This window comes from Roseiconus nitratireducens, from assembly GCF_008629675.1.
Classification (GTDB): Bacteria; Planctomycetota; Planctomycetia; order Pirellulales; family Pirellulaceae; genus Stieleria; species Stieleria nitratireducens.
In genome coordinates this window covers 176091-201455 of sequence record NZ_VWOX01000009.1, presented here as the reverse complement: position 1 = coordinate 201455, position 25365 = coordinate 176091, and the positions used below count along the sequence as shown (strand labels likewise).

Genomic DNA, 25365 nt, shown 5'->3' with positions numbered 1-25365 from the left:
GCGGGGCCTGCCGTTTTGCTTTACTCGCCTCCAATCGTCCGATCGCGCCGGTCAATCGGCCCGCGGGGCGAAGCTGACGCCGGTGCTGACCATCGCGTCGCGTGAGTCGGTCACGGACAGCATCCAAATCTGTGCTGCTTCCGGGACTGCGGCTGAGACTTCGGAACCGTCGCACGCTGCCGGGACGCTGGTCCAGGTGCGATCGACAAGGGTTCCGCCATCGATGGTGAAGTGCAACTGGGCCCGACGGATAGGAACGGGGGATTGGATCGACGCAGTTGCGATCCGGTCGCGGGTGACCAGGGGGCCGAACTTCGGTAAGGACGGCGTGCCACGCAAGTAGTGATTGACGAACAGGCCAATCTCTTTTGGCGCCCAGCCGGGCGGATGGCCGTGTTTCATTCCGACTTCAATCCGCAATTGTCGTGGACCGGGGACCAGCGAATAGGTGCGTTGATAACTTCGCAGCGGATAGTGCTTGTCATTGGTGCCGTTGACGAAAAAGATGGGCGTGTGGCATCGCGGAAGCCACGCGGAGGGATCGTAATCACGAATCCATTGGGCGCGCCTTTCCGGCGGCAAGGCATCGATCTGATTGCGTTGCACCGACTCGCCGTCAGACAGGAAACCGCAACCGTAGACGGGCACCGCCGCTTTGAAGCGATCGTCCAACGACGCCATCAGGCAGGTCAAGTAACCGCCCCAGCTAATGCCGGTCACGGCCGTCCGTTCGCCATCGACTTCGGGAAAGCTTCGAATCAGTGAATGGGCCAACATTCCCGCGGCGACCGCGTGGTACTGCCAGTCGTCGGTCACGTCTCCGCCGACGTTCTGAAACTTTCCCACGGGACCCTCCGCCGGTCCGCCGAACTCCAACCGCTGACGTGGAACCATCGCGGTGGTCAGCAATTCGCCGGTTGGCGCGGCGTAGTGGGGGGCTTCGGGGCGATTGCCACAGAGGTCCATCGCGATGGCTGCGTAGCCGCGGCGAGCCCAGAGGTTCACCCATTCGGCGAATGCCGTTCCGCCGCCGCCGTGCAGCAGCACGACCGCGGGCAAATTGACGTCCTTGCTGGGGTCACCGCTAACGGAACCTGGCGTGGCGTAGAATGCGAACACCTGCGTCTTGTGGCCTTCATACGGCACGCTTTCAAACAGCAGGGATCGGACGGGGGATGAATCATCCAGCCATTGGACCGGCGGCACTTGGTGCCACGCGTTTAAGTCCCAAGGGGACGTCTCGGTGGCGCTGCATGTTGCCACCGCGAACCACATCCAGACTGTAAGGGCACTCAGGCAAAGCTTCACGAAATCACCGGGCGGAGAGAACACGAGCGAAGGACGAGGTCAGTCAACGTCTCATCATACCTCGACGCGATTTCGCCGCGGTCCGAAGCGATTGGAATCTGGGACCGATTCACAACCCGGCGCGGCCGATCGAATAGACTAGCGGGATCAAGCCCCTCTCAATCAAAAACACCTTGATGTGCAGTGCAATGAGCGGCAAGGCGCTAGCCGCCGGTTGCTGCGAGAATGCCCGCGGCTAGCGCCACGCGGCTCACGCAAAGTGGCGCCGTCCAGCAAGCTGATCTCGCCCTGTCAGATCGCGCGGAGTCCTCCTCCTGCCCACGTCCCACCACCCCACCGATCCAACCCTCCCATCGAGCCATGTGCATTCTGTTTGATTTTGCCAACACGACGCCGTGTCGGATCCGATTCCCCAACGGTCGACATCCTGCTCAACGATCCTGTGCTCAAAAGTTGTCGATGCCAATGGCACTACTGCTGTGTCTGTGTGGACTGTTGGTCTTCCCGGCCGCATCCCATGCCCAGCCGCTGGAGCTGACGCTGCAGTTCCAGTCGCCGACTTCGCCTGATTCGCCACGGTTTCACCGACGGCAGCGACAGGAACGCTGGGTATCCGAGCGGACGGCGGTGATCGTGTGCGACATGTGGGATTCACACCACTGTGTCAATGCGGTCCGGCGCGTTGCCCAGTTGGCGCCGCGAATTGATGCGTTTTGTGGATCGCTACGGGAACGAGGCGTGACCATCATTCATGCGCCCAGCAGTTGCATGGATGCCTACCAACAGCATCCGTCGCGGCTGCGTTCCCTCCAGGTTCCCAAGCTGGAATCCTATCCCGATGAAATCGATTCCTGGTGCGATCAGATTCCTAGCGAAGAGCGGGCGGCCTATCCGATCGATCAATCCGAAGGCGGTGAAGACGACGACCTGTTGGAACATCGCCAATGGGCCCAACGGTTAGCCGCCGAAGGACGGGACCCACGTGCGCCCTGGTTGCGGCAAGTGGCGGAGATCCAGATCGACCCGCAGCAGGACTACATCAGTGACCGGGGGAGTGAAATCTGGGGCATTCTGGCCGCCAATCAAATCGACAACGTGGTGCTGGTCGGCGTGCACACCAACATGTGCGTGTTGGGACGTCCGTTCGGTCTTCGCCGCCTGGCTTCGGCTGGAAAGAATGTCGTGCTTGCGCGTGATTTGACCGACACCATGTACGACCCCCGTGCCTGGCCCTACGCAAGCCATTTCACCGGAACCGATCTGATCATCGATCATGTTGAGCGGTACGTTTGTCCGACCATTGCCAGCAGCCAGGTATTGGGCGGCGAGCCATTTCGTTTCTCGGCAGACGACCGCTTCAAATTGGTGATGTTGATCGCGGAAGACGAATACCAAACGGCCGCGACGCTGCCGCACTTTGCGGCCAAGCACTTGAGCCAACATTTTAGCGTTCAAACGTTGTTCGGCAGTGAACAGGATCGCAATCAGATCGTCGGTTTGGATGCGGTCCGGGATGCCGATGCCCTGTTGGTCAGCGTACGTCGTAGGGCGCTTGCCGCGAGCGAGCTGGCGATCCTGCGGGAGTTTGTTTCCAAGGCAAAGCCCGTGATCGGAATTCGAACGGCCAGCCACGCGTTTTCGCTGCGGGGGAAAGAGCCGCCGCCGGGACAAGCCGTGTGGCCCGAGTTCGACGCGCAGGTGTTCGGCGGACACTACACCAACCACCACGGGAACCAGTTGACCGCGGAGATTCTGAAGCCGGCCGCAGATGTCCGGCACGCGATCCTGGATGCCACGAAAGTCACTCAGATCCAGCCGGGCGGATCCTTGTATCAAGTTTCACCGTTGGCGGCCGGAACGTTCGTGATCGCCGAAGGCCAAGTCCCGGACGAACCGGCCGAACCGATCGCGTGGACCTTTATCCGCAGTGACGGTGGACGGTCCTTTTACACCTCGCTGGGGCATCCCGATGATTTTTCCCAGCCCGAATTCGAAGCGTTGCTTTCCGCCGGAGTTCACTGGGCCTGTGGCTTGAAGCCCCATCGCTTGTCCGATGTCCGCGAGCAAGAGGAACGTTATCAGGCCGGCCAAGGTAAGCAACGCAAGTAGCCGACGCAGTGCGATCCCGGTCGATGCGGAAAAATTTGCTTCCGCCTGATCGATCGCACAGAATTGATGATTCCTCCCACCCGTCCCGGTGCGCGTTTCGCAGCGACCCACCGGTCCCACCGCCACCCACCGGAGCAGCTGTATGGGCAACTTGAAACTCAATCGCCGGTCATTTGTTCGGCGATCCGCTGCGGCGGCGACGGCCACCGCGGCCACGCTGTCGGCACCGGCCATTTTGCGTGGCCGGAACTTGAATGACAAATTGAATGTCGCGGTGATCGGCGCGGGGGGACGCGGCGCTCGCAACAGCCAGTCTGTTGAATCCGAAAACATCGTGGCGTTGTGCGACGTCAATCGGACGAATCTGGCCGCGGCCGCCCATCGATATCCCGGCGCACGAACCGAGGTCGATTTTCGCAGACTCTTCGATCGCTCCAACGAGTTTGACGCGGTGATCGTTAGTACCTGCGAACACACGCACGCATTCGCGACGCTTCCGGCGCTGCAGCTGGGCAAGCACGTCTACTGCGAGAAGCCGCTGACGTACAACGTCGAAGAGGCTCGCGTGATCCGCATGGCAGCCCGCGATGCCGGAGTCGCCACGCAGATGGGGACCCAAATGCATGCCAGCGACAACTACCGTCGGGTGGTCGAACTGATTCGCTCGGGAGCGATCGGACGGGTGCGCGAGGTGCATGTTTGGGTTTCGCGGGCGTGGGGCTGGCATCCGACCGAGTCGGCGGCGCGGGAGGCGAAAGATCGCTACGTGATTCTGGGCAAACCATCGGTGGATCCCGTACCGAAGAATCTGGATTGGGATTTGTGGCTCGGCCCCGTGCCCGATCGACCCTTCAGCAACGACTTTTTTCCCGGACCGAAATGGTATCGCTGGTGGGAATTTGGCAATGGAACGATGTCAGATTTAGGCAGTCACTGGATCGATTTGCCGTTCTGGGCGTTGGAATTGAACGCACCGAAGACCATCCAGGCGCGTGGTCCCCAACCGCATCCGGAGATTGCCCCGGCGTCGATGCAGGTCACCTATCAGTACGAATCCGGTGGCGATCGCACGCCGCTGCAGCTGACCTGGTATCAGGGGCTGGAAAAGCCCGACCGATGGAAGCGTGGTGAGATCCCGAAATGGTCCGACGGCCACTTGTTTGTGGGTGATGAAGGCATGCTGCTATCCGACTACCGCAAACACGTGTTGTTGCCCGAACAAAAGTTTGTCGATTTTCAGGGACCCGATCCCTTCCTGCCACGATCGCAAAGCCATCACCAGGATTGGATCGACGCGTGCAAAGGAGGCCCGGCGACGTTGAGCAATTTTGAATATGCCGGCTTGTTGACGGAGGCCAATCACTTGGGGAACGTCGCGTACCGCGCCGGCGGCGAACTGCATTGGGACACCGAAAGCATGTCTGCGTCCGGAACCGAACGCGACCCGGAACCCTTCCTGAAGCGGCAGTATCGAGCGGGGTGGACGCTATGAGCGAACATTCAGACGGGCGTCTATCACGACGGGTGTTCTGCGCGGCCGCCGGATCCGCCGCGATCGCCACATCGATGTGGGCCGATGAGTCGTCTCAGACACAGGGGGAAGCCGTCATCGACCTGCCAGTTTTCAAGGCGGTCAAGGTTTCGATGATTCGGGGCAACCAGCCGTTGCTGGAGAAGTTTCTGATGGCGAAGAAGGCGGGTTTCGACGGCATTTCGTTGTTTGCTCCCGATCAGTTCGACGTCGACCAGGCCAGGCAGGCGCAAAAGCAAACCGGGTTGATGATTCACAACGTCAACAATGCGGTTCACTGGAAACAGCGACTGTCCGATCGCGACCCGGCGGTGCGGCAACAGTCGCTCGACGTGATGTTGGAGGCGATCCGGTTTGCCCACGCCGTCGGAGCCTCTTCGATCCTGCAGGTGGTCGGGAAAGTGACCGATCCCGTCGATGAGAACCATGATCAGGTGTGGCGGCGTTCGATCGATGCGATTCGCAAAGCGTTGCCCTTGGCCTCAAAATTGGGCGTTCGGATTCTGTGTGAAAACGTCGGCAACGGTTTTTGTGAACACCCGCAGCAGTGGGCCGACTACCTGGACGAAATCGGTGATCCCTGGGTGGGCGCGTTTTTCGACATCGGGAATCACCACAGCAAAGGCGGCGCGGATGTCTGGATCCGCACGTTGGGCGAACGCATCGTCAAATTGGATGCCAAGGGGCACGACTCGCAAGTGGGAAAGAATTGCAACCTGTTCGAGGGTGACATTGACTGGGCGGCCGTGCGGACGGAACTTCGTCGGATTCGGTTTACCGGTTGGGCGACCGCCGAGGTTCAGGGAGGTGACGAAGCGAGGTTGAGAGAGGTTGTCGAACGCATGGACCGCGCCCTGGGGCCGAGCGGATTGGCCGGCGAACCGCCGAGAGACGTTTGAACGTCGGGCGGCTCGCATTGCCCGGTGAGGTCTGATTGCCGTGTCACGCAGTCAATCGGCTCCAATCGGCAAGCCACCCGCCGCAGGTCATTTGAAATTTCGAGAACAGAGGGAGTTCTCTCCGGCGACGGGATTTCCTATTCTTCCCCCGCCATGAATTACGTTTACCTGATTGTCGGACTCGGGCTGTTGGTGCTCGGCGCCGAATTGTTGGTCCGGGGTGCCGTCGTGTTGGCGGCCCTGGCTCGGATTTCCCCGTTGGTTGTCGGGCTGACCGTGGTCGCCTTTGGGACCAGTGCCCCGGAGTTGGCGGTTTCGTCGGTTTCGGCTTTGAAAGGCAGTTCGGAAATCGCCCTCGGCAACGTCGTCGGCAGCAACATCTTCAACCTGCTGCTGATTCTGGGACTGTGCGCGGCAATTACTCCCCTTCGCGTTTCATCGCAATTGGTGAAGTTGGACGTCCCGCTGATGCTGATCGCTTCGATCGCCGTTTGGGCGTTGGCCGCTGATGGTCGGCTGTCGCGGGCGGAGGGGGTGTCGTTGCTCGTCGTTTTCCTGCTCTACACGGGGTGGTTGGTGCGTGCCGGCCGCAAGCAGGGCAACGACTTGGCCGACCCGTCAGAATCCCCCCACTTGATTTCGCGGCGTCGGCAGATTCCGGTCAGCTTGATCTTGGTCGTCGTGGGTTTCGGCTCTCTGGTGTTTGGGGGGCAGATGTTCGTCGAGGCCGCCTCGTCGATCGCCCGCAGTTTTGGTGTGAGCGAAATCTTGATCGGGCTGACCATTGTCGCCGGCGGAACCTCTCTGCCGGAGCTTGCCACGTCGACCGTGGCGGTAGCCAAAGGGCAGCGTGACATCGCGGTCGGGAACGTCGTGGGCAGCAATGTTTTTAACCTGATGCTGGTGTTGGCGACTGGCGCTGCGGTTTCCCCGGTTGGGGTACCGGTGACCGAAAGTGTGTTGCGGTTTGATCTGATGGTGATGACGCTTGTCGCCCTGCTGTGTTGGCCCGTGTTCTGGAGCGACGCCGAAGTGACGCGGGGCGAAGGAATTGGCATGTTGGTGTTGTTTGTGGGCTACACCGGTTTGACGATTGCCGATGAAATGGGGTGGGGAGACGCTTCAATGTGGAAGCGGATCTACAGTCTGGTCGTCTTGCCTTGGTCTTTTGTTCTGGTCAGTTTTCTGGCCTGGCGGGCCCACCGGAATGGTTCGACCAATTTCACGGATCGGGAAGCACCCGACGATTCCGACGAATAAGATTGACGCAGACCCGTTGCCAGGGGAGCCTGGATCTCCATGCCAGCTAGAAGAACGGCGTTGTGGTGGGTGGCGGAGCCGATGAGTTTTCAGGACCGTTGTTGGAAAGGCTCGCGATGAAGCACTCGCTGGATCTGGACATCCAGACGCAACCGTCGGATACGACGTGTGGCCCCACGTGTCTGGCCGCCGTCTACGCCTACTGGGGGTTCTCGATCGAGCTGAACCAATTGATTCGGGACATCGGTCAGCTGGGTGGCGGGGGAACCTTGGCCGTGAATCTGGCATGCGACGCCTTGCGACGTGGCTTTTCGGCAGAGATCGTGACGTACAACGTGCAGCTGTTTGATCCCAGTTGGTTTGATCTCAGCGGGAACATGATGTCGCCGGTCGACCTTTCCGCCAAACTGGGGCTGCAGGTTCAGGCCAAGGGGCACCGGTCCGATTTAGATCAGACGCGGCTGCACGCGGCCACCGCTGCTTTCGTTGACTTCCTGCGGCTTGGAGGGCGGGTGCGGATGCAACCGCTGGACGAGAATCTGATCGCGGCGTCGCTGACCGCTGGTAAACCAATTCTGTGTGGGCTGAGCGCCACCTACCTTTATCATGAACCGCGTGAACGCATCCTGGTGGGAAAGAACGGCGAGATCCGCAGCGTTCCAGATGACATCGTCGGGGACCCGACGGGGCACTTCGTGGTGCTGCACGGCTACGACCCCGCCACCCGGTCGGTGTTGGTCGCCGATCCGTTGCACCCCAATCCGTTGGCTCCGGCCAACAAGTACGCGACCACGTTGTCCCGTGTGGCGTCCGCAATCCTGCTTGGCATCGTGACCTACGATGCCAACTTGCTGACAATCTCTCCCGGACGTAATGTACGCTCCGGTGACCATGGAAGCTTCCGTGATCCGAGCCCTTCGTGACGGACTCACTGCTGCACTGCTATTTGCTGCCAAAGGCATCTCACTGAATGAACGCCGTTTTGATCGCCGAATCCGGCGACGACTGGCTGGGCGACTTCGACGGCGTGCGAAAGATCGATCCACGCGACTACGTGGCGACTTCCCATGCAGAACTTCGCCCGCGGACACGCGTCTACAACCTCAGCCGGTCCTACGCGTATCAAAGCATGGGCTATTACGTGTCATTGTTGGCCGAAGCCCGCGGGCATCGCCCGATTCCGGACGTGCTGACGATTCAGGACTTGCATGGAACCTCGGCCGTTCGCCTGGTCCCGCAGCATTTGGAAGAGTTGATCCAATCTTCGCTCCGCAATCTCGCCGGGGATGAGTTCACGTTGAGCGTGTACTTCGGAGACAACCTGGCGCGCCGTTACGATCGCCTGTGCAAAGAACTGTACGGTTTGTTTCAAGCTCCGCTGCTGCGGTTTCGTTTCATCCGCCGTGACGAACGCTGGCGCCTGCGTCGGGCCTCGGCCATCGCACTCAACTCCGTGCCGATCAGCCATCGCGAGTTTGTGGCCGAAGCCGCGGCACGTCACTTTGCCCGCGGTTCGGTGCACCGCCCCAAACGACGCTCGACGCGTTATGACCTTGCGATCTTGCACAATCCGGAGGAAGGCGATTTGGCGCCCTCGGATGATGTGGCACTCAAACGGTTGATCAAGGCGGCGGTCAACGAGGGGATTTCCGCCGAGCTGATTACACGACAGGACGCCGGCAGGCTGCTGGAATTCGATGCGTTGTTCATCCGGGAAACAACGGCGGTCAATCACCACACCTACCGACTCGCCCGGTGGGCCGAAGCAGCGGGGATGATCGTGATCGACGACCCCCAATCGATTTTGCGATGCACCAACAAGGTGTATCTGGCCGAATTACTTTCCAGGGCCCGCGTCCCGGTGCCAAAGACGACCGTGGTGCATCGTGGCAACGTGGACCAGGTGTCGCAATCTCTTTCGTTTCCGTGTGTCTTGAAGCGACCCGACAGCGCGTTTTCGCAGGGAGTGGTCAAGGCAACGGACGCGGATGATTTGATGAATCGGCTGAACGAATTCTTTGACGGCTCCGAGCTGGTGATTGCCCAGCAGTATGTTCGCACGGATTTCGATTGGCGAATCGGTGTGCTGGATCAACGTCCGCTGTTCGCCTGCAAGTACCACATGGCGCGAGGACACTGGCAAATTGCCAAGCATAACGGGGGCAGTTCCAAGCCGCGGTTCGGAAAGTGCGAAACCCTGCCGGTGGAAACCGCGCCACGCAAAGCCGTTGCCATCGCAACCAAGGCCGCCAACCTGATCGGGGACGGTTTTTACGGAATCGATATCAAGGAGATCGACGGTCATTTTTATGTCATCGAAATCAATGACAATCCGAACCTGGACTCCGGTGTCGAGGATGCCGTTCTGCGAGACGAATTGTACCGGCGCATCATGCAATCGTTTGTGCGTCGCATCGAAGCTGCCAAGCAGGGATGAGCATCGAGGGTGAATCCTCCTGAATGTTAAACGAACAACGCCAAGGTCAAGCCGGGATCTCATCGACCACGAACTTCAATGTAGCCACCGTCGCCAGACGGTGGGGAATGCCTTCGATGTAGCCACCGTCGCCAGACGGCGAAGTTTGCCTTCAATGTAGCCACCGTCGCCAGACGGTGGAGATGCCAGGCCCCTCATACTTGGCTCACGTGGCGACTTCACCGTGATGCCGTTCGTCGGCTGTTGCTTGCTAAATGATCTCCTGAATGGACCTGTCACTTGATTGAATTGAACCTTCGCCATGTCTGATGGTCGTTATCACCTGTTCGACGCTTACGGCGTCGAGATGGAGTACATGTTGGTCGATCGCCAAACGTTGGAGGTCCGGCCCGTCGCCGATCGATTGTTGGCGCTGATCGGGGGAGCGGCGACGACGAGCGATTGCGAGCTGGGTCCGGTCACGCTTTCCAATGAATTGACGGCGCACGTCGTGGAGCTGAAGTGCACCCGACCGATCAAGTCGCTGGACGGATTTGCGACGTTGGCGGGCGATGCCATCAGATCGATCCAGCAGGTTTTGGATCAGTTGCAATTGTCCCTGTTGCCCACCGCGATGCACCCCTGGATGGATCCGACGTCGCAGACGGTTCTTTGGCCCCATGAGAACCACGAGATCTACCAGGCGTTCGATCGCATTTTTGACTGCCGCTCCCACGGATGGGCGAACGTCCAAAGCGTCCATTTGAATTTGCCGTTCGCCGACGACCAGGAATTCGGCCGGCTGCATTCGGCGGTGCGGTTGATCTTGCCGATCCTGCCGGCCTTGGCGGCCAGTTCTCCGATCGTCGACGGACAGTTGACGACGGTCCGAGACAATCGGTTGCAGCACTATTCGGGGCATTGCCGGCGGTTGCCGTCGCTGGTCGGCGATGTGATTCCCGAGCCCTTGGGAACGGAACGTGAGTATCGGAGACAGATCCTTTCACGAATTGGCGCGGAAATCCGTCCACACGATCCCGATCAGGTGCTGCAGGAAGATTTTTTGAACGCCCGTGGGGCGATCGCCCGGTTTGACCGCGGGTCGATTGAAATCCGCGTGATGGACGTCCAGGAATGTCCCGCCGCCGACATGGCGATCTGCGCCCTGGTCATTGCGGTGTTGCGGACATTGGTCCTCGATCCGAAATCGGTGCCGGTCGATCAACGCAACCGGATTCCGACCCGAACGCTCCGCAGCATTCTGGACGCCGTGATCCGGGATGCAGAAAATGCGTCGATCGATGACCGCGAATTCCTGAACGCGTTCGGGATGGGGGGATCCGAGTGTCGGGCCGGCGAACTGTGGCGGGTCCTGCTTGAACGGCTGGCCGGGACCAATGCTTCGCTGGACCCCCATGTCCCGGCGTTGCAGGTCATTCTGGAACAGGGCACGTTGGCGTCGCGGATTGCAAACGCCGTTGGAGATGCCTCGGGGGCTGCCGCACTGCGGCCGGTCTACCGACGATTGGCGGACTGCCTGCGAGATGGGCGGATGTTCGAGCCCTGATCGAATGCTGCTGGCGAGTCACCGCTCTGCTAGCCGTCGCGTCCAATCGGCCGTTAGCGGACCGTCTGCCAAGGTTTGCCGAGCCGGGAGCGGGCCCGGAATCGACACGGGCGCCGAAGTGTTCGTTGTCCGCTTCTGTCGGGGTGTTGCCGGTCGGTCAGGAGGGCTTCGCCGGGAAGGGGCAATTTCACGCCGCTTTGATGCTGCTTGGAAGGTAAGAAGACCTTGGAAGCGATCGCGGTTTCTGCGATTGTTCTCGCGCCGGCGTGATCACAGCGGGAGCTCGCCTGCACAGTGACTTTTTGGGACCCTGGTGAACCCATCGACGCCCAACCGTTTCATCACGCTGTCTGTTTGAATAAGGTTGTCATTCTGATGATTGCCCATCGACCGCCACTGTCCGCCCAGAATTGAACGCACCGTGCCAGCATCGACCATGATGGAGCGATCCCTTTCGGATCTGGAAACCGTTTCTCGCCCGGCGGCTGGGGGAGGCGATGATCGCAACTTGACCCGCAGCATGGGCGATGCCGCCTGTTTTGGTGCGATGGTCGGCTGCGGGGAGACCTACTTTGCGCCATTCGCCCTGGCAATCGGACTGAGCGAAACGGCGGCCGGATTGGTGGCCAGCCTTCCCCTGCTGGCCGGAGGCTTGATCCAACTGGTGTCGCCGATCGCCATCACCTGGTTGGGCAGTCTGCAGCGGTGGGTCGTTGCCGGCGCATTCGTGCAGGCGTTTTCCTTCGTCCCGTTGGCGATCGCCGCTTGGTACGGGTCGCTCTCGTTGCCCTGGTTGTTGTTGATCGCGGCGGTCTATTGGGGGGCCGGCTTGGCGACCGGCCCGGCGTGGAACACGTGGATGGAGGAGGTCGTTCCGGCCGAGCGTCGGATCCGTTTCTTTGCCCGACGGTCCCGATTGCAACAGGCGACGACGTTTGTGGCGCTGATGGCGGCGGGCGTGTTGTTGCAGTGGGCAGAGGCTTCCCAGGTCGCGTTGATCGGATTCGCCACCACCTTTTGCATTGCCGCCGGTTTTCGAATTGCTTCCGCCCTGTTTTTGCATCGCACCGATTCAACGCCGATCGGACATCTTCCACTAGGCGATGCGGAGTCAGGCCAGCCGGATTCCGAGGACGCGATTGACCCCACGGAATCTCACGATGAGTTGGCACTGGCGAACTGGTCGACCGACGACCCGGTGGGGCCGGACGCGATCCGCTTGCTGGTTTATCTGGTTTTGATGCAAGCATTCATCCAATTCAGTGCGCCGTATTTCGTGCCCTACATGTTGCAGCAATTGGAATTCAGCTATGGCATCTACGTGATGCTGATCTCGATCGCGTTTCTCAGCAAGGTCCTGTCGATGTCGTTCTGGGCCGGCATCGCGGAAACCGCCGGAGCTTCGCGACTGCTCTGGATCGGCGGTATTGGCCTGGTGCCGCTGGCGGGATTGTGGATCGTTTCGAACAACTTGCTGTGGTTGGCCGGAATGCAAGTTCTCAGCGGCATTGCCTGGGCGGCCTACGAACTGGGGTTCTTCCTGATGTTTTTCGAAACGCTTCCGCCCGGGCATCGCACTCGGTTGTTGACGTACTACAACCTGGGCAACACGCTTTCGATGTGTGCGGGGGCGTTGGCCGGCGCGGCGGTGCTGCAATGGTTGGGAGTGAGCTTCCAAACGTATTACCTGCTGTTCGCGGTTTCTTCGTTCGGCCGACTGTTGTGTCTGGGCGTGTTGGGAGGCATCACGTTGCCGACGCATTCGCTGAAGACCATTCGGATGCGTATCCTGTCGGTGCGTCCGGGTGCGGGATCGGTGGTGACCCCGATCGTGGCCAGTGCGGAAGAGGACGGAATCTGATGGTCCAGCTGCTAGGTTCGATCCGACGTGGGCTTCCCATCACGTGGCGACGGCAGTTGTAACGACCGACCACGGTTTTGACGCGACCGGCCCAATGGCACCGGTCGGTCGACGCAGAATCGGCTTGAATACCTCCGCAATCTTGCGAGGTCTCGCCTCGATTCAGACCGAAACGGCGTAGGATCCGAGCCGTTGCATCAATCCATCCATGGCGGGCTGCAGAATCGCTTCCACGCCCGGAATCTTGTATGCGGTCTCGATAGCCGAGCGTAGCTTTTCAACCAACGGTGCCATCAGGCTCGCCAACTGCGTGGGGTTTTGTTCCGACAGCGTGTCCAGGCCCAGTTCCGTCAGCTTGTCTTTGAACTGTTTTATTTCAGGGACCGCCGCTTGAGCGGATTCGACATCGCTGATTCCCGCGATCGACTTTGTGACGTTGCCAAAGCTCTCATTCAATGTGTCAGTCAATCCGCTCCAATCCACTTCACCGCTTGGGGGCTTGTTGACTTCCACGGTGGCGTCGGCGTCTGGCGGCACATTGACCGCCGGCACGGTGGGTGTCGTGTCGGCGATTTCACGATCCGGTTGAGAGACAAGTTTCCAAATGCCAAAACCAAGGACGGCCAAAATGGCAAGCGGAACCAAGACCTTCCACAGGTTTGCTCCGGTTTCCGCGCCGGCCGTTCCGGTGCGAGCGGCTGCCTGTCGAGCCTTCGCCACACCGTCGTCGTACATTTCGGCAAGCCCCAGTTGCCGTCCCATTTCCGCTGGCAACGCGTCCTGGACGTACCGCTTCTGTCCTTGTAGCAGCTGGGTGAAATCGCTCAGTCCCAGATCGCCGGATTGCACTTGCTTCCCCAAGACGGCCATCAACAACGGAGCCAGTGCCGATAGCAAGGTCTTGGATGATCCTTTCCCGATCCCGACCAGTCCGGCGATCTTGGAGATCAGCGAATCTTGATTTGATCCCAGCAGCATGGGCAGCAGGCTGCCGGCCAGCGACGACAGCCGGTCTGAGTTTTGTGGATCGCCGGAGATGAGGTCTCCAAAGCGTCCCAGAATGCTGGTGTCGACATGCCTCGCCCCCTCGAACACCTCACGCGTCCCCTGCGGCGTGGAAGCCTTTTTCAATAGGCTTCCAAGAATTGTGGGCAAGGCAAGATCCATCGCGGACTGCGTCTTCGTCTCATCTTCACCGATCAGCGAAGACAGAGAACGGATTCCGGAGTCCCCGAGGACGTTTCGGGCAAGATCCAAAAGATTGATAGACATAGCGATCTCCAATGACCTGCGAACTGTGGGGAAAAACAGCCCTGACACGAGGAAGAAGAGCTGCGTGGGAACGTCTGGTCGCCCCGTTCAGAAGGTGCAGCGAAAAGACGCCCGTGCTGAATGCGAGGTGTTCACACAAACAGGTCATGTTGTGACCCAACCCAGGCCGTGACGAACTCGCACTAGACACCGGAGGCACCTTTAAAAAGGAGTTGTGGCTGCGGGGGAGAGACAAGAAACCTCAGCCAGAAAGTCTGGTCCGGATCAATTCACCTGTAGTCGCACGCCACGTTTCGGATTCTAGCGATCTATCAACCCATTCCAAATACAAAATGCTTTTTGCGTTCAGTTTGGTGTACCGGGCTCAATGATCTGGACGCCGTCGCAGTGCGGTAGCCGGCAAAGATTGCCAGGGTGCGGGAAACTCCACGCTACCTCCACCTGACGACCGATGAACTGGGCAAGCCGGGTGATTTCGACGGCCTCGCGTTTTTGGTCCGTTCGGTTTCAGGTGCTTCCATCGGCGACTTCCGATCGCGACCGATCGAGATCGCCAACTAACTGGACAGCGCCACGTTACGTGAGCCGCGTCTCGCTAGCCGCGGGTTTTCTCCCATCAACCGGCGGCTAGCGTCTTGCTGCTTACTACCCTGCGAATCACGGCATTCTTGATTGGAAGTGGCGCGGCCCTGCTAATCTCCGTGCGATATTGACACCCTTGCGTCTTGCGGCATCGACTTGAGTTGAAAGTAGATCGCCTCATGTCGAAAGAATGTTGGCCGCCGTGGCTCCAACGCGGTATGCTGAAGTCTCAGGGCGCGACTGGGCCACGCGACTGGACACTTCGCTGCACCGCCTGTGACGGGCTTGCGGCTGGTGGGTCGGCGTCTCTTCTCTCTTATGCAATTGGAGGGCCTTTCTGATGGTCACTTCATGTGAAGTTCACGGACCGGTCGGTTCGATCCGAATCGAGCATCTGTTGGTGGGGCTGTCGTCCCGGATTCGTCCGGAAGTGTTTCCCGGCTGTGATGGAATGACACGCGATGAGGTCCTGGGGGTGTACCTGGATCTGGCTCGCCAAGGTCAAGTGCCGGGATTGGAAGAATTGATTTGTCGCTATCCAAAGTGCGAACACGATTTGCGAGAGTTTTTTAAGGTTTCCTGACTCCCTTTTCGCTCATCCGACTTTTCAGACAGCGTCGCTTTCAATCAAAAACACCGTGAGTTGCCGTGCATTGAGCGGCAAGGCGTTAGCCGCCGGTTGAGGCGAAGGAACCCGCGGATACGCCACGCGGCGCGCGCATCCGACGGGGCCTCGCGTCGACAAACCAGCCCTAATCTTTCGAGAGCAAAGACCGTAGCGCCTGCGCGCTGATGTCGGTGTTTTCACATTCGACGTGTTGCAGGTAGGGGAGGTCACGCAGCGTCTCCAGCCCGCGGTCGGTCACGTCAGTATTGTCCAGCCCCAGTCCCGCCAGCAGGTGCAGTTGGGCCAAGGGGACGAGATCTTGGTCGCGGACCGAAGTGCCCGCCAATTGAACCTGTTGCAAGTTTGGCAGACCGGGCAAGGCTTGCATCAACTCTGGGCGAAAACTCTGTTTGTCGAAGGCGACCGCGTAGATGGGTTGGCCGAGAGATTCCTGAAGCATCCGTACGCCCGCTTGCTGGAGTCTGAAGATTGATCGTGGCGAATCCTTGGCGACACCAAGCACCGAAGGATCGCCAGCGATGATTGGAGTGGAGGCGAAGAAACTCGGCCGGTCAATCGGGACGGCACGTCTGTCTTGGCCGAGCACAAAGTACTGATCCTCCAGCAGCCAGCGCGGGTCGGCGATGTGAAGTTTTTCGCCGGGACGGGCCGATCGTTCGAAGTACATCCGCAGCGTCCGGCGTTCATTGGGGAACGGAACACCGATCGCTCCCCAACCCACGATTTCACGCAGGCCGTCATGCCGCGTGATCAGGCCGCGTGGGACGGAATCGGAGTACAGAACGCCGGCAAATCCGTGATCGATCCATCCCACAAAGAAGCCCAGTGGAGTCGCCATCCAGGCGGCAATGAGGAGCGGTTCCCAGCGGCCCAGAATCCACCGACCTGCAGAACTCCAGAGGATCCAACTGCCGATGACCGCCATGGCCAGATTCCAGGGAATCACGCTCGCGTTCCATGCGGCCAGTAGCGGCGAGAGCATTAGGATGATCCCCAGGTGCATCGGGATGCACGCGATTGCCGCCCAGCGTGGACGGACGCAAGCCATCACGCCCACAGCCAACTCTACGATTGCGACCGTGAGTGCAAACGGCAGGTACAAGGCATCGGGGTCGTCGATGCCCATGCGCTCGACCAACCAGTGTGACGCGAATCCAAACCAATCGGGTGAAAGGAGCTTATGCAGGCCGGCCCACAACCAGGTCGATGCCAGGAACCATCTGGCGACGGCCAGTCCGGCGGGCCACACGCAGGCCGTCATCAATAGGGCCAGCCCAAAAAACTGCGGCTGCAAACGCGTTTGGTCGAACAACGCAGCGATCACTAGCAGAAACCAGTGAACCGCCAGGCCACTGCGTGGTCGTACGCACACCCAGACCAACGAGCCCACGATCCACCAACCGAATGACCACGGGGGAAGGTCAAATGTCGGCAGATTGGGCGGATCCGAACGCGTTTGCCACAGTGCCCAGGTGATCCACACCGTCGCAAACTGGCAAGCCGCACCAAACAGCAGCAGACCTTGACGCGTGGTGATCCGCGAATCGACAGGCCAAGCCTCCGGCAGACGCGGCGCGACCCGCGCAACCATTCGCCGCCATGAGACGTCTCGGTCAATGGAGCCAACCTGATTCAATGCATCCTCACCTCGCGAGGATCTCTGGATCGCCGCTCGATTCCAGGCCCAGCGCATGTTCGATCTCTTCCAACGGTCGGCCCTTGGTTTCGGGCACCATCGTGAACACCCAAATCAATTGCAGCACCATCATGAAGCAGAAGAACGAAAACACGTAGCCGGGAGCAAATGCCGACACCATCGCGGGGAAGAACAGCGTCAACAACGCCGCGAAAATCCAGTGAGTGAAACTTCCAAGCGATTGTCCCTGAGCGCGATGCCGGTTTGGGAAGATCTCGGAGATCAGTACCCAGATCACCGTCCCCTGACCCAGCGCGTGCGCCGCAATGAACGCGAAAATGCAAGCCGGAACGATGGAGTACGTCTCCGTGAAAAACGCCCACGCGCACAATCCCAGCGAGGCGATGTAGCCCAGCGAGCCAAGGTACAGCAGGGTTTTGCGGCCCAGGCGATCGATCAACCAAAGTCCGATGAAGGTGAAGACCAGGTTGGTCACCCCGATGCCGATCGATTGCAGCAATGCCGCCTGTTCGCCCAGCCCGGTCAGTTCGAAAATGCGTGGAGCGAAATACAGGATCGCGTTGATTCCGGAGAGTTGATTGAAGAAGGCGACCAGGAATGCCAGCGAGATCGGAACGCGCAATCGCCAAGTCCAAAAGCCTCCGGTGCTGGACGGTTCGTGGGAGACCCCGGCGATTTCATCGACCAGGGCTTCGATCTCGGACTCCGTGTGGTCGGGATAAATCTGCCGCAGGACTTCTGTCGCTCCCGCCCGGTCGCTTCGTTGGCCGATCAGCCATCGTGGGCTTCTGGGCAGGGTGAAGCAAAGCGCGCTGTAAATCATTGCCGGAACAGCTTCCACCCCCAGCATCCAGCGCCACGCATTTTCGCCGATGCGTCCCAGCAGCGTGTTAGAAACGAACGCGATCAAGATCCCAAACACGATGTTGAACTGGAACATGCCAGCCAACCGCCCGCGATGCTCCGGAGGGGCGATCTCCGAGATGTACAGCGGCGCGGCGACGGTTGAGATCCCGACGCCCAGACCACCGAGAAAACGGGCGACCATGAACGAATACACGTCGGTGGCCAAACCACTCCAGACGGCAGACACGAAGTACAAAATGCCGATCCAAAGCAAGGTCGTCTTCCGACCGAAGTGGTCGGTTGGCCAGCTGCCACACAGCGACCCGGCAACCGTGCCCCACAACGCCATGCTCATCGCCAGCCCGTGCTGAAAGTCGCCAAGGTTCCACAACGACTGAATCGTTTTCTCCGCTCCGGAAATGACGACCGTGTCGAATCCGAACAGAAAACCGGCCAAGGCGGCGGTCAGTGACCAAAAGAACAGACGTTGACTCAAAGCGAGCTCCGTGCAGCGTTGAAGAACCAGCATTCGCTCTCAATCATATCGCGTGTTGACGGTCCGGCGTCCCCCGAGGTCGGTGGCGAATCACGTCTTTACAAGCTTTTCTTATCTCGGACCCCCGCTTGATTGAAGCCGGCGCGCGAAGCAGGACGGTCGTCGACCAAGGTGTGGACTCAGCGCGCAAGACTGCCGATTGATCCATGTCGATTTGCGCGTGACCGGGCGTTCCTCTTCCGCCCGGGATCGCCGTCGTCTGCCCGGTTAGCGACGCCCGGCGATCTTTCCGCTGACGCCGCGCATTGCGAAAGGCGCGAATTGTGCTCCGTCGTTGTTCATCGTTGCCTTGCGTCCCCCGGCGTCGGCAGCGAGCAACTTTCCCTCCTCTCGATACAACGGAGTCGACAATGTCTAAGTATTTCATCATCCCGGCGGCAATCACGCTAATCACTTTTGCGGGATCTTCGATCACGCTAGCGCAAGAAGAGACTGGGAATCGCTATGAAGCTCGCCGCGTTGCATCCGAAAATGGCCAGCAGAACCCCACGGTTCCGCAAGCACTGGTCATGAAGCTTCGGAAGGCCAATGACGCGTCGATCGAATTGGCGAAGATGGTTCAGGACAAAACCGACCACGCCGACATTCGGCAGCTGACACAGACGATTGCCCGCGATCATCAAATCCTGAACCGGGAATTAGAGAAGCTGACCAGTGATGCCCGATGGGCAGACGACCAGGGAAAGAGTCGCGTCGTGGCGGGGCAGTCTCCGCAGAGGGTCCCCGAGGAACTATGCAAGATTGCTGATCAGGCGTGTTCCAATGCGCTGAAGATGACCAAAGAGATGTTCGCGCAATACAGCGGGCAGGATTTGGACATGGCGTTCTTGGGCCATCAAATCGTCGCGCACACCATGCTCCTGTCCGAACTGCAGGCGATCCGCGACGTGGGGCCAGGGTCATTGCAACCATTCTCAGAACAGGCGATTGACAAGGTCCAGAAGCACCTGAAGCGTGCTCGTCAGTTGGCGAAGCGGTTTGAAGACGAACAGGACCAGGGAAAGGACTCGCAAAGCTAAGTTGCAAACGGATGCTTTCATCCGTCCGGCTCTTCCAGGTTTTTACTGGTCCTTGAAGCCAGTGAAGAGCTTTCAAAAGATCCTGCGTCCACGTAGCCGGCGTCGCCAAGCGAGGGAACCATGCTCTGGCGAGCGTCGCCGCGCTTGTTCGGAAACGCCTGGGGTTCGGGCAAGATCCGATGCGATCCTTTGCAAGGCTACAGGCAACTGTGCGACTTCGTCACGGTGGCGAGTTTTCGTCGATCGTGACCGTTCTGGCATCAGAATTGCCTCCCCTAATTGGCGAGGACCAGTTCTGAATCATCGCTCTTGCCATTCCCGCGAGGGTTTGGTCGGCAAGCATTCAAGCCTGGTCGATTTCAAGCCATTCCGCCTTATCTAGGAGAACCATCTGATGTCCGTTCCAACTTCTATCTCAATCAAGCGCGCTCTTCTCGCGATCCTGGCCGGAGTCGCTGTCAGCGGAGTTGCCGCAGCACAGGACGCGTCCAACGGATCCCAGGATGGTGCGGAAGCTGTCAAGTCAGGGCAATCGCAACGTCAAAATCAGCAAGCAGATCAGCAAACAACGGATTCCCAAAAGTCGGCCGAACGGTCTCCCGACAGTGACGGCGGATACTACGACGAACCGAGTGACTACAGCGACGACTATTACCAGTTCGACGACTACGACTCCGACTATGCGTCGCAGAAGAAATCGAAATCCGGTGAGCAGTACAACAACAAGCCCAGCGATTACACCGAGCACTATTACCAGTTCGATGATTACGGTGACGACTATGACAAAACCGGCATCTGGCATGAAAGCTGGTACAAGAATGACTCCAATGCTAAGAACGATTGGTTCTTCACCAGCACATGGTACGAGCCTCAAGGCGAGGGGCAGTTCGAGCAATGGCTGTCTGACGGAAAGCAGGATGCGGAGTCGGTCGCTGAACTGAAGTCGGATTCTCAGCAGTCGCCTTCCGAGGATGGAATGTTTCGCGTCAGCGGATCGGTTGCGGCCATGCGATCGTTCGACTTGGTCGATGGCCCGAAGCACCAATTCATCAAGCTTGATCTGAAAGACGGCGGCGTCGTTCCTGTCGATCTCGGCCGGGTCGATCCGCTGTCCAAGCTGAATCTGAAAGAGGGCGATCAGGTCACCGTTGAAGGGAAGCGTGTCCGGATCAACAATCGGCGAATGCTGAGTGCTCAGAAGATCACTTCCGGCGATCAGAGTGTCGATATTGGACGCGAGCGTGACCGCGATTTGAAGCTGCTGGATGGGACGGTTGCCAACCTGGTCAGCAAGAAGTTTCGTGACCGGGACAATCCGTTCCAAGTGGCGACGGTCGAAACGGCGGACGGCGAGAAGGAAACCGTGATTCTGGGTCCGGAGAACCGTTTGAGCGATCTGCAGTTGAAGCAGGGTGGAGATGTCCATCTGCTGGTTCGCCAGGGTCGCTACAACGAGGACTCGGTGTGGGTTGCCGACGCGATCTATGACGGAGAGCAAGCGGTCACGCTTTCAAAAATGGACGCGAAGAAGTTCGCTGCGCGTGATCAAAACGAATCCAAGCAATAAACCGCGTGGCTGCCGCCGCCCGAGGGCAGTGTCAGTAGGTCAGGATGTGCCTGACAATGGCGTTCTTTCGCTTCGGCGTCGCCACACTCGCCAGAGCGTAGAAGATTCGTTCGGCGGACGACGCCGTCTCTATCACGTAGCCACGCTCGCCAGAGCGTGGAAGATTCGGCGCGGAAGACCTAGCGATGCCACCGTCTGGCGCCGGCAGCTACATCGACGGAGCGCCGCGGCTGGTAGACGAAGCGGTTTCCTGGGGCTTGATCAAATCACCATCTCGAGGGTATCAACTGGCAAGGTCCACGAAACCTTCGATACCCCCAGATGGTGAATTGCGATGACGCATCCCTGGCATGATGTTTCACCTGGCGATGACGCACCTGAAAAGGTCAACACGATCATCGAGATTGCCAGGGGTGGCACCGTGAAGTACGAGTTGGACAAGGCGTCTGGCTTGTTGAAAATGGACCGAGTCTTGTACTCGGCGGTCCACTATCCAGCCAATTATGGTTTCATCCCGCAGACGTTGGCCGGCGACGGTGACCCGATGGACATTCTGGTGTTGTGCCAGGAGGCTGTCGGCCCGTTGACGCTGATGGAGGCCAGTCCGATCGGGATGATGACGATGATCGACAGTGGGGAAGAGGACCACAAGATCATTGCGGTCGCCGCATCGGACCCGGAGTACAACGTCTATCGGACGATCGATGAATTGCCCGAGCACCGAATGCGGACATTGGTTCGCTTCTTTCGCGACTACAAGACGTTGGAAGGCAAGGAGGTCGACGTGAAGGGATTTCAGTCTCTGGATGCCGCTCTCACCAGCATCCAACAGTCGATCAAGCGGTACCGGGAGTCTCCGCGAGAATCCTTTCACCGTGAACCCGGATGATCCTGCTTTTTCGTAGCCCCGCTCGTCAGAGCGTTGGGGGGTGACTCTTCGGGATCGGGGATGGGCTTGCACGAGAGCCCTCGGCCCTCTGGACTCAAGAGTTCACCCTGGGCCCGCCGACTTAAAAGCTCAACATCTCTTGATAGATTCGTTCGGCATCTTCGCGGCGGCAGAGTTCGGTGCCGTCCGTCATCACTGCGGCACTCCCGCAGGCGACGCCAAAACGTGCCGCGTCGGGTAGCGACTGACCGCGGTGGAGTGCGAGCACGGTACCGCCGACCGTGCTGTCGCCCGCGCCGATCTTGCTGCGGATCTTCACGGTGGGAGCGACGATCCGGTGTTCGTCGTCTTCGGTCACCAGCATCACCCCACCGCGGCCCAGGGAGACCATCACGGCTTTCACCTTTCCCCGATCGATCAGTTTTCGAGCGGCATCGCGGGCATCGAGGTCGCTGGTGATCTCGCTTCCGGCCAGTTCCTCCAACTCGCGCTGATTGGGTTTGAGCAAGAAGACGGATTGATCCACGCCGCTCCTGAGCGCTGCTCCGCCGGTATCGAGGATCACACGCGTCTTTTCTCCGGTCGCTTCAATCACGCGACCATAAAAATCGTCGGGTACACCCGGCGGCAGGCTGCCGCTGAGAACCAGGTAGTCCGGCGCGGGAGACAGTTGTTCGATTGATTGGATGCACGCCTGTTGCTCGTCAAAACTGAGCCGAGGGCCAGGCATCCCGAAGCGGTACTGATGCTGGGATTCCGTTTCGTCAATGATCACGTTTTCTCGCGTGTTCTCGGCAACCGGAATGAGCTGCGTTCGGATCCCGCGGCGATTCAACAGGTCTTTTAGAAAGTCGCCGACAAAGCCTCCGCACGTCAGGATCGCGAGGGCTTCCCCGCCGAGTTGATGGATCGCGGAAGCGACGTTGACGCCGCCGCCCCCAGGATCGAATCGCTCGTCGTTGCAACGCAATTTGCAGTCTGGAATGACGTGGTCGATGCGAGCACTTCGATCGACGGTGGGATTCATTGTCAGCGTGGTGATAGCAGACATGGACGACCATCCGGTGTCAGGTGTGAAAAGATTTGCAGGTGAAAGGATCTGCAGTGCGGGCAGACGGAAGAATACCGTCCCCGCCGGACGCGCACACGACGTTCGGCCAAAGGTTCATGGTACTACCAACCCAGCGCAGCAATCATTCTCGCTCGATCGACTTTACCGGCAAAGCCAAGTCGCATCACCGTCTTGATGGCTCGATTGGCATGGTGGTTGCGACCGTCGAATGGAGTGCGATCTGAAACCAGATCAGACCTTTCCCCAGCAGAAAGTTGCATCCAACGAATCAGGAGTCCACCAATGGAACCCGTCAATCGAAGCGGCAAACGCCCCGTCGTGGTGATCACCGGAGCCTCCGCTGGGATCGGGCGCGCCGCGGTGCGGCGGTTCGTCCGCGGCGGATACGACGTCGGTTTGATCGCTCGCGGCGAATCCGGTTTATCAGCCGCCGCCGATGAGGTCCGACGCGGCGGCGGGACCGCCCTGACACTCCCCTGCGATGTCTCGGACGCCAGCGCCCTCGATTCGGCCGCCGAACAGGTGGAGATGGAGTTGGGGCCCATCGACGTGTGGGTCAACAACGCGATGAGTTCCGTGTTCTCGCCGGTCGATCAGATGAAACCCGAAGAATACAAACGTGTCACGGAAGTCACTTACTTGGGCTACGTGTATGGAACCCTGTCGGCACTCAAACGCATGAAGCCGCGAGACCGTGGCGCGATCGTGCAAGTCGGGTCGGCGTTGGCGTATCGAAGCATTCCCTTGCAGTCGGCCTACTGCGCTGCGAAGCATGCGATCGTCGGCTTCACCGATTCGCTCCGGTGCGAGTTGATTCACGACAAGAGCAACGTTCATCTGACCGCGGTTCACATGCCTGCGGTGAACACACCGCAATTCGATTGGGTCAAGTCGCGTCTTCCCAACCGTGCCCAGCCGGTTCCGCCGATTTTTCAGCCGGAGGTCGCCGCGGAAGCGATCTTTTTCGCCGCGCACCATCGTCGACGCGAACTGTGGGTCGCACGCTCCGCGGTGCTGTCGATTCTGGCACAGAAACTCGTGCCGGGCCTGGCAGACCATTACCTGGCGGCCAACGGTTACAAGGCCCAGCAAACTGACCAGCCCAAGGACGTGGACCGTCCGCACAATCTGTGGTCGCCCGTGGATAGCAACGGAGGCGGAGATTTCGGGGCTCACGGGGCGTTCGACGACCAAGCAAGTGATCGCAGCCCGATGTTAGCGGTCAGCGAATCGCGAAAAACGCTGCAACGAATCGCCTCCATCGGGCTGGGACTGGCGGTTGGCACCTGGGCGGCCGGACGGGTGATGAATCGATGACCCGTCAGGCGTTCGGATCACCCGGAATTCGAGGGAACACGTGAGCCTGTCCATGCGTGATTGTTCACCATGTCACCGACCATCCCAGGAGCCTTCCGGGGCGGCGGGCAACCAAATCTGCAAATCGCCGTCCAGCGGTGATCGCACCTTCGAGAAGCAACACCCGCGTCGGCGAGGATCCATCGCGGTCAAACGCGGGCGCATGGTCGCTCTGGTGATTCTGGTGTTCGCTGCAACCGGTGCCAAGTGCGCGGAGCCGTCTCAGTCAACACGTCCAGAAGCATTGCTGCGGCAAGCATCGTATCGGCCCAAGATTGGATCTCGCCTGCCCACGCCGCTCGTCTTCACCAACCATGCCGGCCGTCCGGTCGACTTGACGGAGGTGGTCCGACAGCGTCCCACCGTTATCTGCTTGGTCTATTTCGATTGTCCGATGTTATGCAAACTGGCGGCCGATGGGTTGTACCGTGCCGTTGCCAGCATGGAACCGTCGGTGGGATCCGATTTCAACATTGCGGTGATCAGTTTCAATACCAAAGATACGCCACAAGATGCCCGGCACGCACGAGCCCACGCTCTCCAGCAAGTTCCGGGCGGCGAAGGCGATAGCAGTGGCGAAGGGTGGTATTTTCTGACCGGCGATCGGCCCACGGTGGATCGGCTGACCGACGCGTTGGGATTCCGATACGTTTGGGACGAGCGATCCAAACAATTTGCTCATGCTTCCGGGCTGGTGGTGGTTGCCGCCGACGGCACCATGACGGAGTTCTTGGATGGCGTTCAGTTTTCGCCCCAGCAGTTATCCCAGGCGATCGATCGGTCGCGACGAGGAGAGGTGAGCGATCGCGAGCCCCCCGCCACCTTCGTCCGATGCTACCTGTACGATCCCACCACGGGAAAGTTTGGTGCGTTGGTCCAGTGGTCACTGCGACTGCTGGGCGTGTCGACCGTCATCGGATTAGGCGTGATGATCTTTCGGCTAGCTAGACAGCGGCGCTTTGCTTGATCG

At 59.6% G+C, this 25365-nt stretch carries 19 protein-coding genes; 14 read left to right on the top strand and 5 right to left on the bottom strand.

What is annotated here, in order from left to right:
* Positions 1 to 51: 51 nt before the first annotated feature.
* Positions 52 to 1263, bottom strand: coding sequence for an alpha/beta hydrolase family protein (locus tag FYK55_RS16635; RefSeq protein WP_161604563.1), 1212 nt, complete (start codon positions 1261 to 1263; stop codon positions 52 to 54).
* Between the two features lie 504 nt (positions 1264 to 1767).
* On the opposite strand from FYK55_RS16635, the gene FYK55_RS16630 reads away from it, so the two are divergent.
* The 8 genes from FYK55_RS16630 (at position 1768) to FYK55_RS16595 (ending at position 12951) form a co-directional block, all read left to right on the top strand.
* Positions 1768 to 3417 (top strand): ThuA domain-containing protein, encoded by a 1650-nt coding sequence (locus tag FYK55_RS16630; protein ID WP_235908750.1) that lies wholly within the window; start codon positions 1768 to 1770, stop codon positions 3415 to 3417.
* A 142-nt stretch (positions 3418 to 3559) separates the two neighbouring features.
* Entirely contained in the window at positions 3560 to 4909 is a 1350-nt protein-coding gene (locus FYK55_RS16625) for a Gfo/Idh/MocA family protein (RefSeq protein WP_150077559.1), read from the top strand.
* Positions 4906 to 5847 carry a sugar phosphate isomerase/epimerase family protein gene (locus FYK55_RS16620; RefSeq protein WP_150077558.1) on the top strand — a complete coding sequence of 314 codons (942 nt, stop codon included), beginning with the start codon at positions 4906 to 4908 and terminating at the stop codon, positions 5845 to 5847. Before FYK55_RS16625 ends, FYK55_RS16620 begins: the two co-directional genes overlap by 4 nt.
* Positions 5848 to 6000: 153 nt before the next feature.
* On the top strand, positions 6001 to 7107 hold the full coding sequence (locus FYK55_RS16615; protein WP_150077557.1) for a calcium/sodium antiporter: 1107 nt from the start codon (positions 6001 to 6003) through the stop codon (positions 7105 to 7107).
* Between the two features lie 116 nt (positions 7108 to 7223).
* Positions 7224 to 8030, top strand: a complete 807-nt coding sequence (locus FYK55_RS16610) for a hypothetical protein (protein WP_150077556.1) — start codon at positions 7224 to 7226, stop codon at positions 8028 to 8030.
* 47 nt (positions 8031 to 8077) lie between these two features.
* On the top strand, positions 8078 to 9544 hold the full coding sequence (locus FYK55_RS16605) for a RimK family protein (protein ID WP_150077555.1): 1467 nt from the start codon (positions 8078 to 8080) through the stop codon (positions 9542 to 9544).
* 301 nt (positions 9545 to 9845) lie between these two features.
* Positions 9846 to 11090 carry a carboxylate-amine ligase gene (locus FYK55_RS16600; RefSeq protein ID WP_150077554.1) on the top strand — a complete coding sequence of 415 codons (1245 nt, stop codon included), beginning with the start codon at positions 9846 to 9848 and terminating at the stop codon, positions 11088 to 11090.
* Between the two features lie 421 nt (positions 11091 to 11511).
* Positions 11512 to 12951: an MFS transporter gene (locus tag FYK55_RS16595; RefSeq protein WP_235908748.1), complete on the top strand. Its 1440-nt coding sequence runs from the start codon at positions 11512 to 11514 to the stop codon at positions 12949 to 12951.
* A 162-nt stretch (positions 12952 to 13113) separates the two neighbouring features.
* On the opposite strand, the gene FYK55_RS16590 is transcribed toward FYK55_RS16595, so the two are convergent.
* Complete coding sequence (locus FYK55_RS16590; RefSeq protein WP_150077553.1) at positions 13114 to 14223, bottom strand: DUF937 domain-containing protein; 1110 nt, start codon at positions 14221 to 14223, stop codon at positions 13114 to 13116.
* A gap of 922 nt (positions 14224 to 15145) precedes the next feature.
* On the opposite strand from FYK55_RS16590, the gene FYK55_RS16585 reads away from it, so the two are divergent.
* Positions 15146 to 15388 carry a hypothetical protein gene (locus FYK55_RS16585; protein WP_150077552.1) on the top strand — a complete coding sequence of 81 codons (243 nt, stop codon included), beginning with the start codon at positions 15146 to 15148 and terminating at the stop codon, positions 15386 to 15388.
* A gap of 169 nt (positions 15389 to 15557) precedes the next feature.
* On the opposite strand, the gene FYK55_RS16580 is transcribed toward FYK55_RS16585, so the two are convergent.
* Entirely contained in the window at positions 15558 to 17069 is a 1512-nt protein-coding gene (locus FYK55_RS16580) for a DoxX family protein (protein ID WP_235908747.1), read from the bottom strand.
* A gap of 7 nt (positions 17070 to 17076) precedes the next feature.
* Positions 17077 to 18432 (bottom strand): sugar porter family MFS transporter, encoded by a 1356-nt coding sequence (locus FYK55_RS16575; protein WP_150077551.1) that lies wholly within the window; start codon positions 18430 to 18432, stop codon positions 17077 to 17079.
* Between the two features lie 410 nt (positions 18433 to 18842).
* Here FYK55_RS16575 and FYK55_RS16570 point away from each other — a divergent pair, with 410 nt between their 5' ends.
* The 3 genes from FYK55_RS16570 to FYK55_RS16560 all read left to right on the top strand — a co-directional run bounded on the left by FYK55_RS16570 (position 18843) and on the right by FYK55_RS16560 (position 21967).
* Positions 18843 to 19511 (top strand): DUF4142 domain-containing protein, encoded by a 669-nt coding sequence (locus FYK55_RS16570; RefSeq protein WP_150077550.1) that lies wholly within the window; start codon positions 18843 to 18845, stop codon positions 19509 to 19511.
* A gap of 394 nt (positions 19512 to 19905) precedes the next feature.
* Positions 19906 to 21078, top strand: coding sequence for a hypothetical protein (locus tag FYK55_RS16565; RefSeq protein ID WP_150077549.1), 1173 nt, complete (start codon positions 19906 to 19908; stop codon positions 21076 to 21078).
* A 334-nt stretch (positions 21079 to 21412) separates the two neighbouring features.
* Positions 21413 to 21967 (top strand): inorganic diphosphatase, encoded by a 555-nt coding sequence (locus FYK55_RS16560; RefSeq protein ID WP_150077548.1) that lies wholly within the window; start codon positions 21413 to 21415, stop codon positions 21965 to 21967.
* A gap of 121 nt (positions 21968 to 22088) precedes the next feature.
* Here FYK55_RS16560 and FYK55_RS16555 read toward each other — a convergent pair whose 3' ends face one another.
* Complete coding sequence (locus FYK55_RS16555; protein WP_150077547.1) at positions 22089 to 23018, bottom strand: 1-phosphofructokinase family hexose kinase; 930 nt, start codon at positions 23016 to 23018, stop codon at positions 22089 to 22091.
* Between the two features lie 303 nt (positions 23019 to 23321).
* Between FYK55_RS16555 and FYK55_RS16550 the strand changes: the two genes are divergently transcribed.
* Together FYK55_RS16550 and FYK55_RS16545 are read left to right on the top strand one after the other, a co-directional pair.
* Positions 23322 to 24356: an SDR family oxidoreductase gene (locus FYK55_RS16550; protein WP_150077546.1), complete on the top strand. Its 1035-nt coding sequence runs from the start codon at positions 23322 to 23324 to the stop codon at positions 24354 to 24356.
* A gap of 52 nt (positions 24357 to 24408) precedes the next feature.
* Complete coding sequence (locus FYK55_RS16545) at positions 24409 to 25362, top strand: SCO family protein (RefSeq protein WP_150077545.1); 954 nt, start codon at positions 24409 to 24411, stop codon at positions 25360 to 25362.
* The last annotated feature ends 3 nt before the right edge of the window (positions 25363 to 25365 follow it).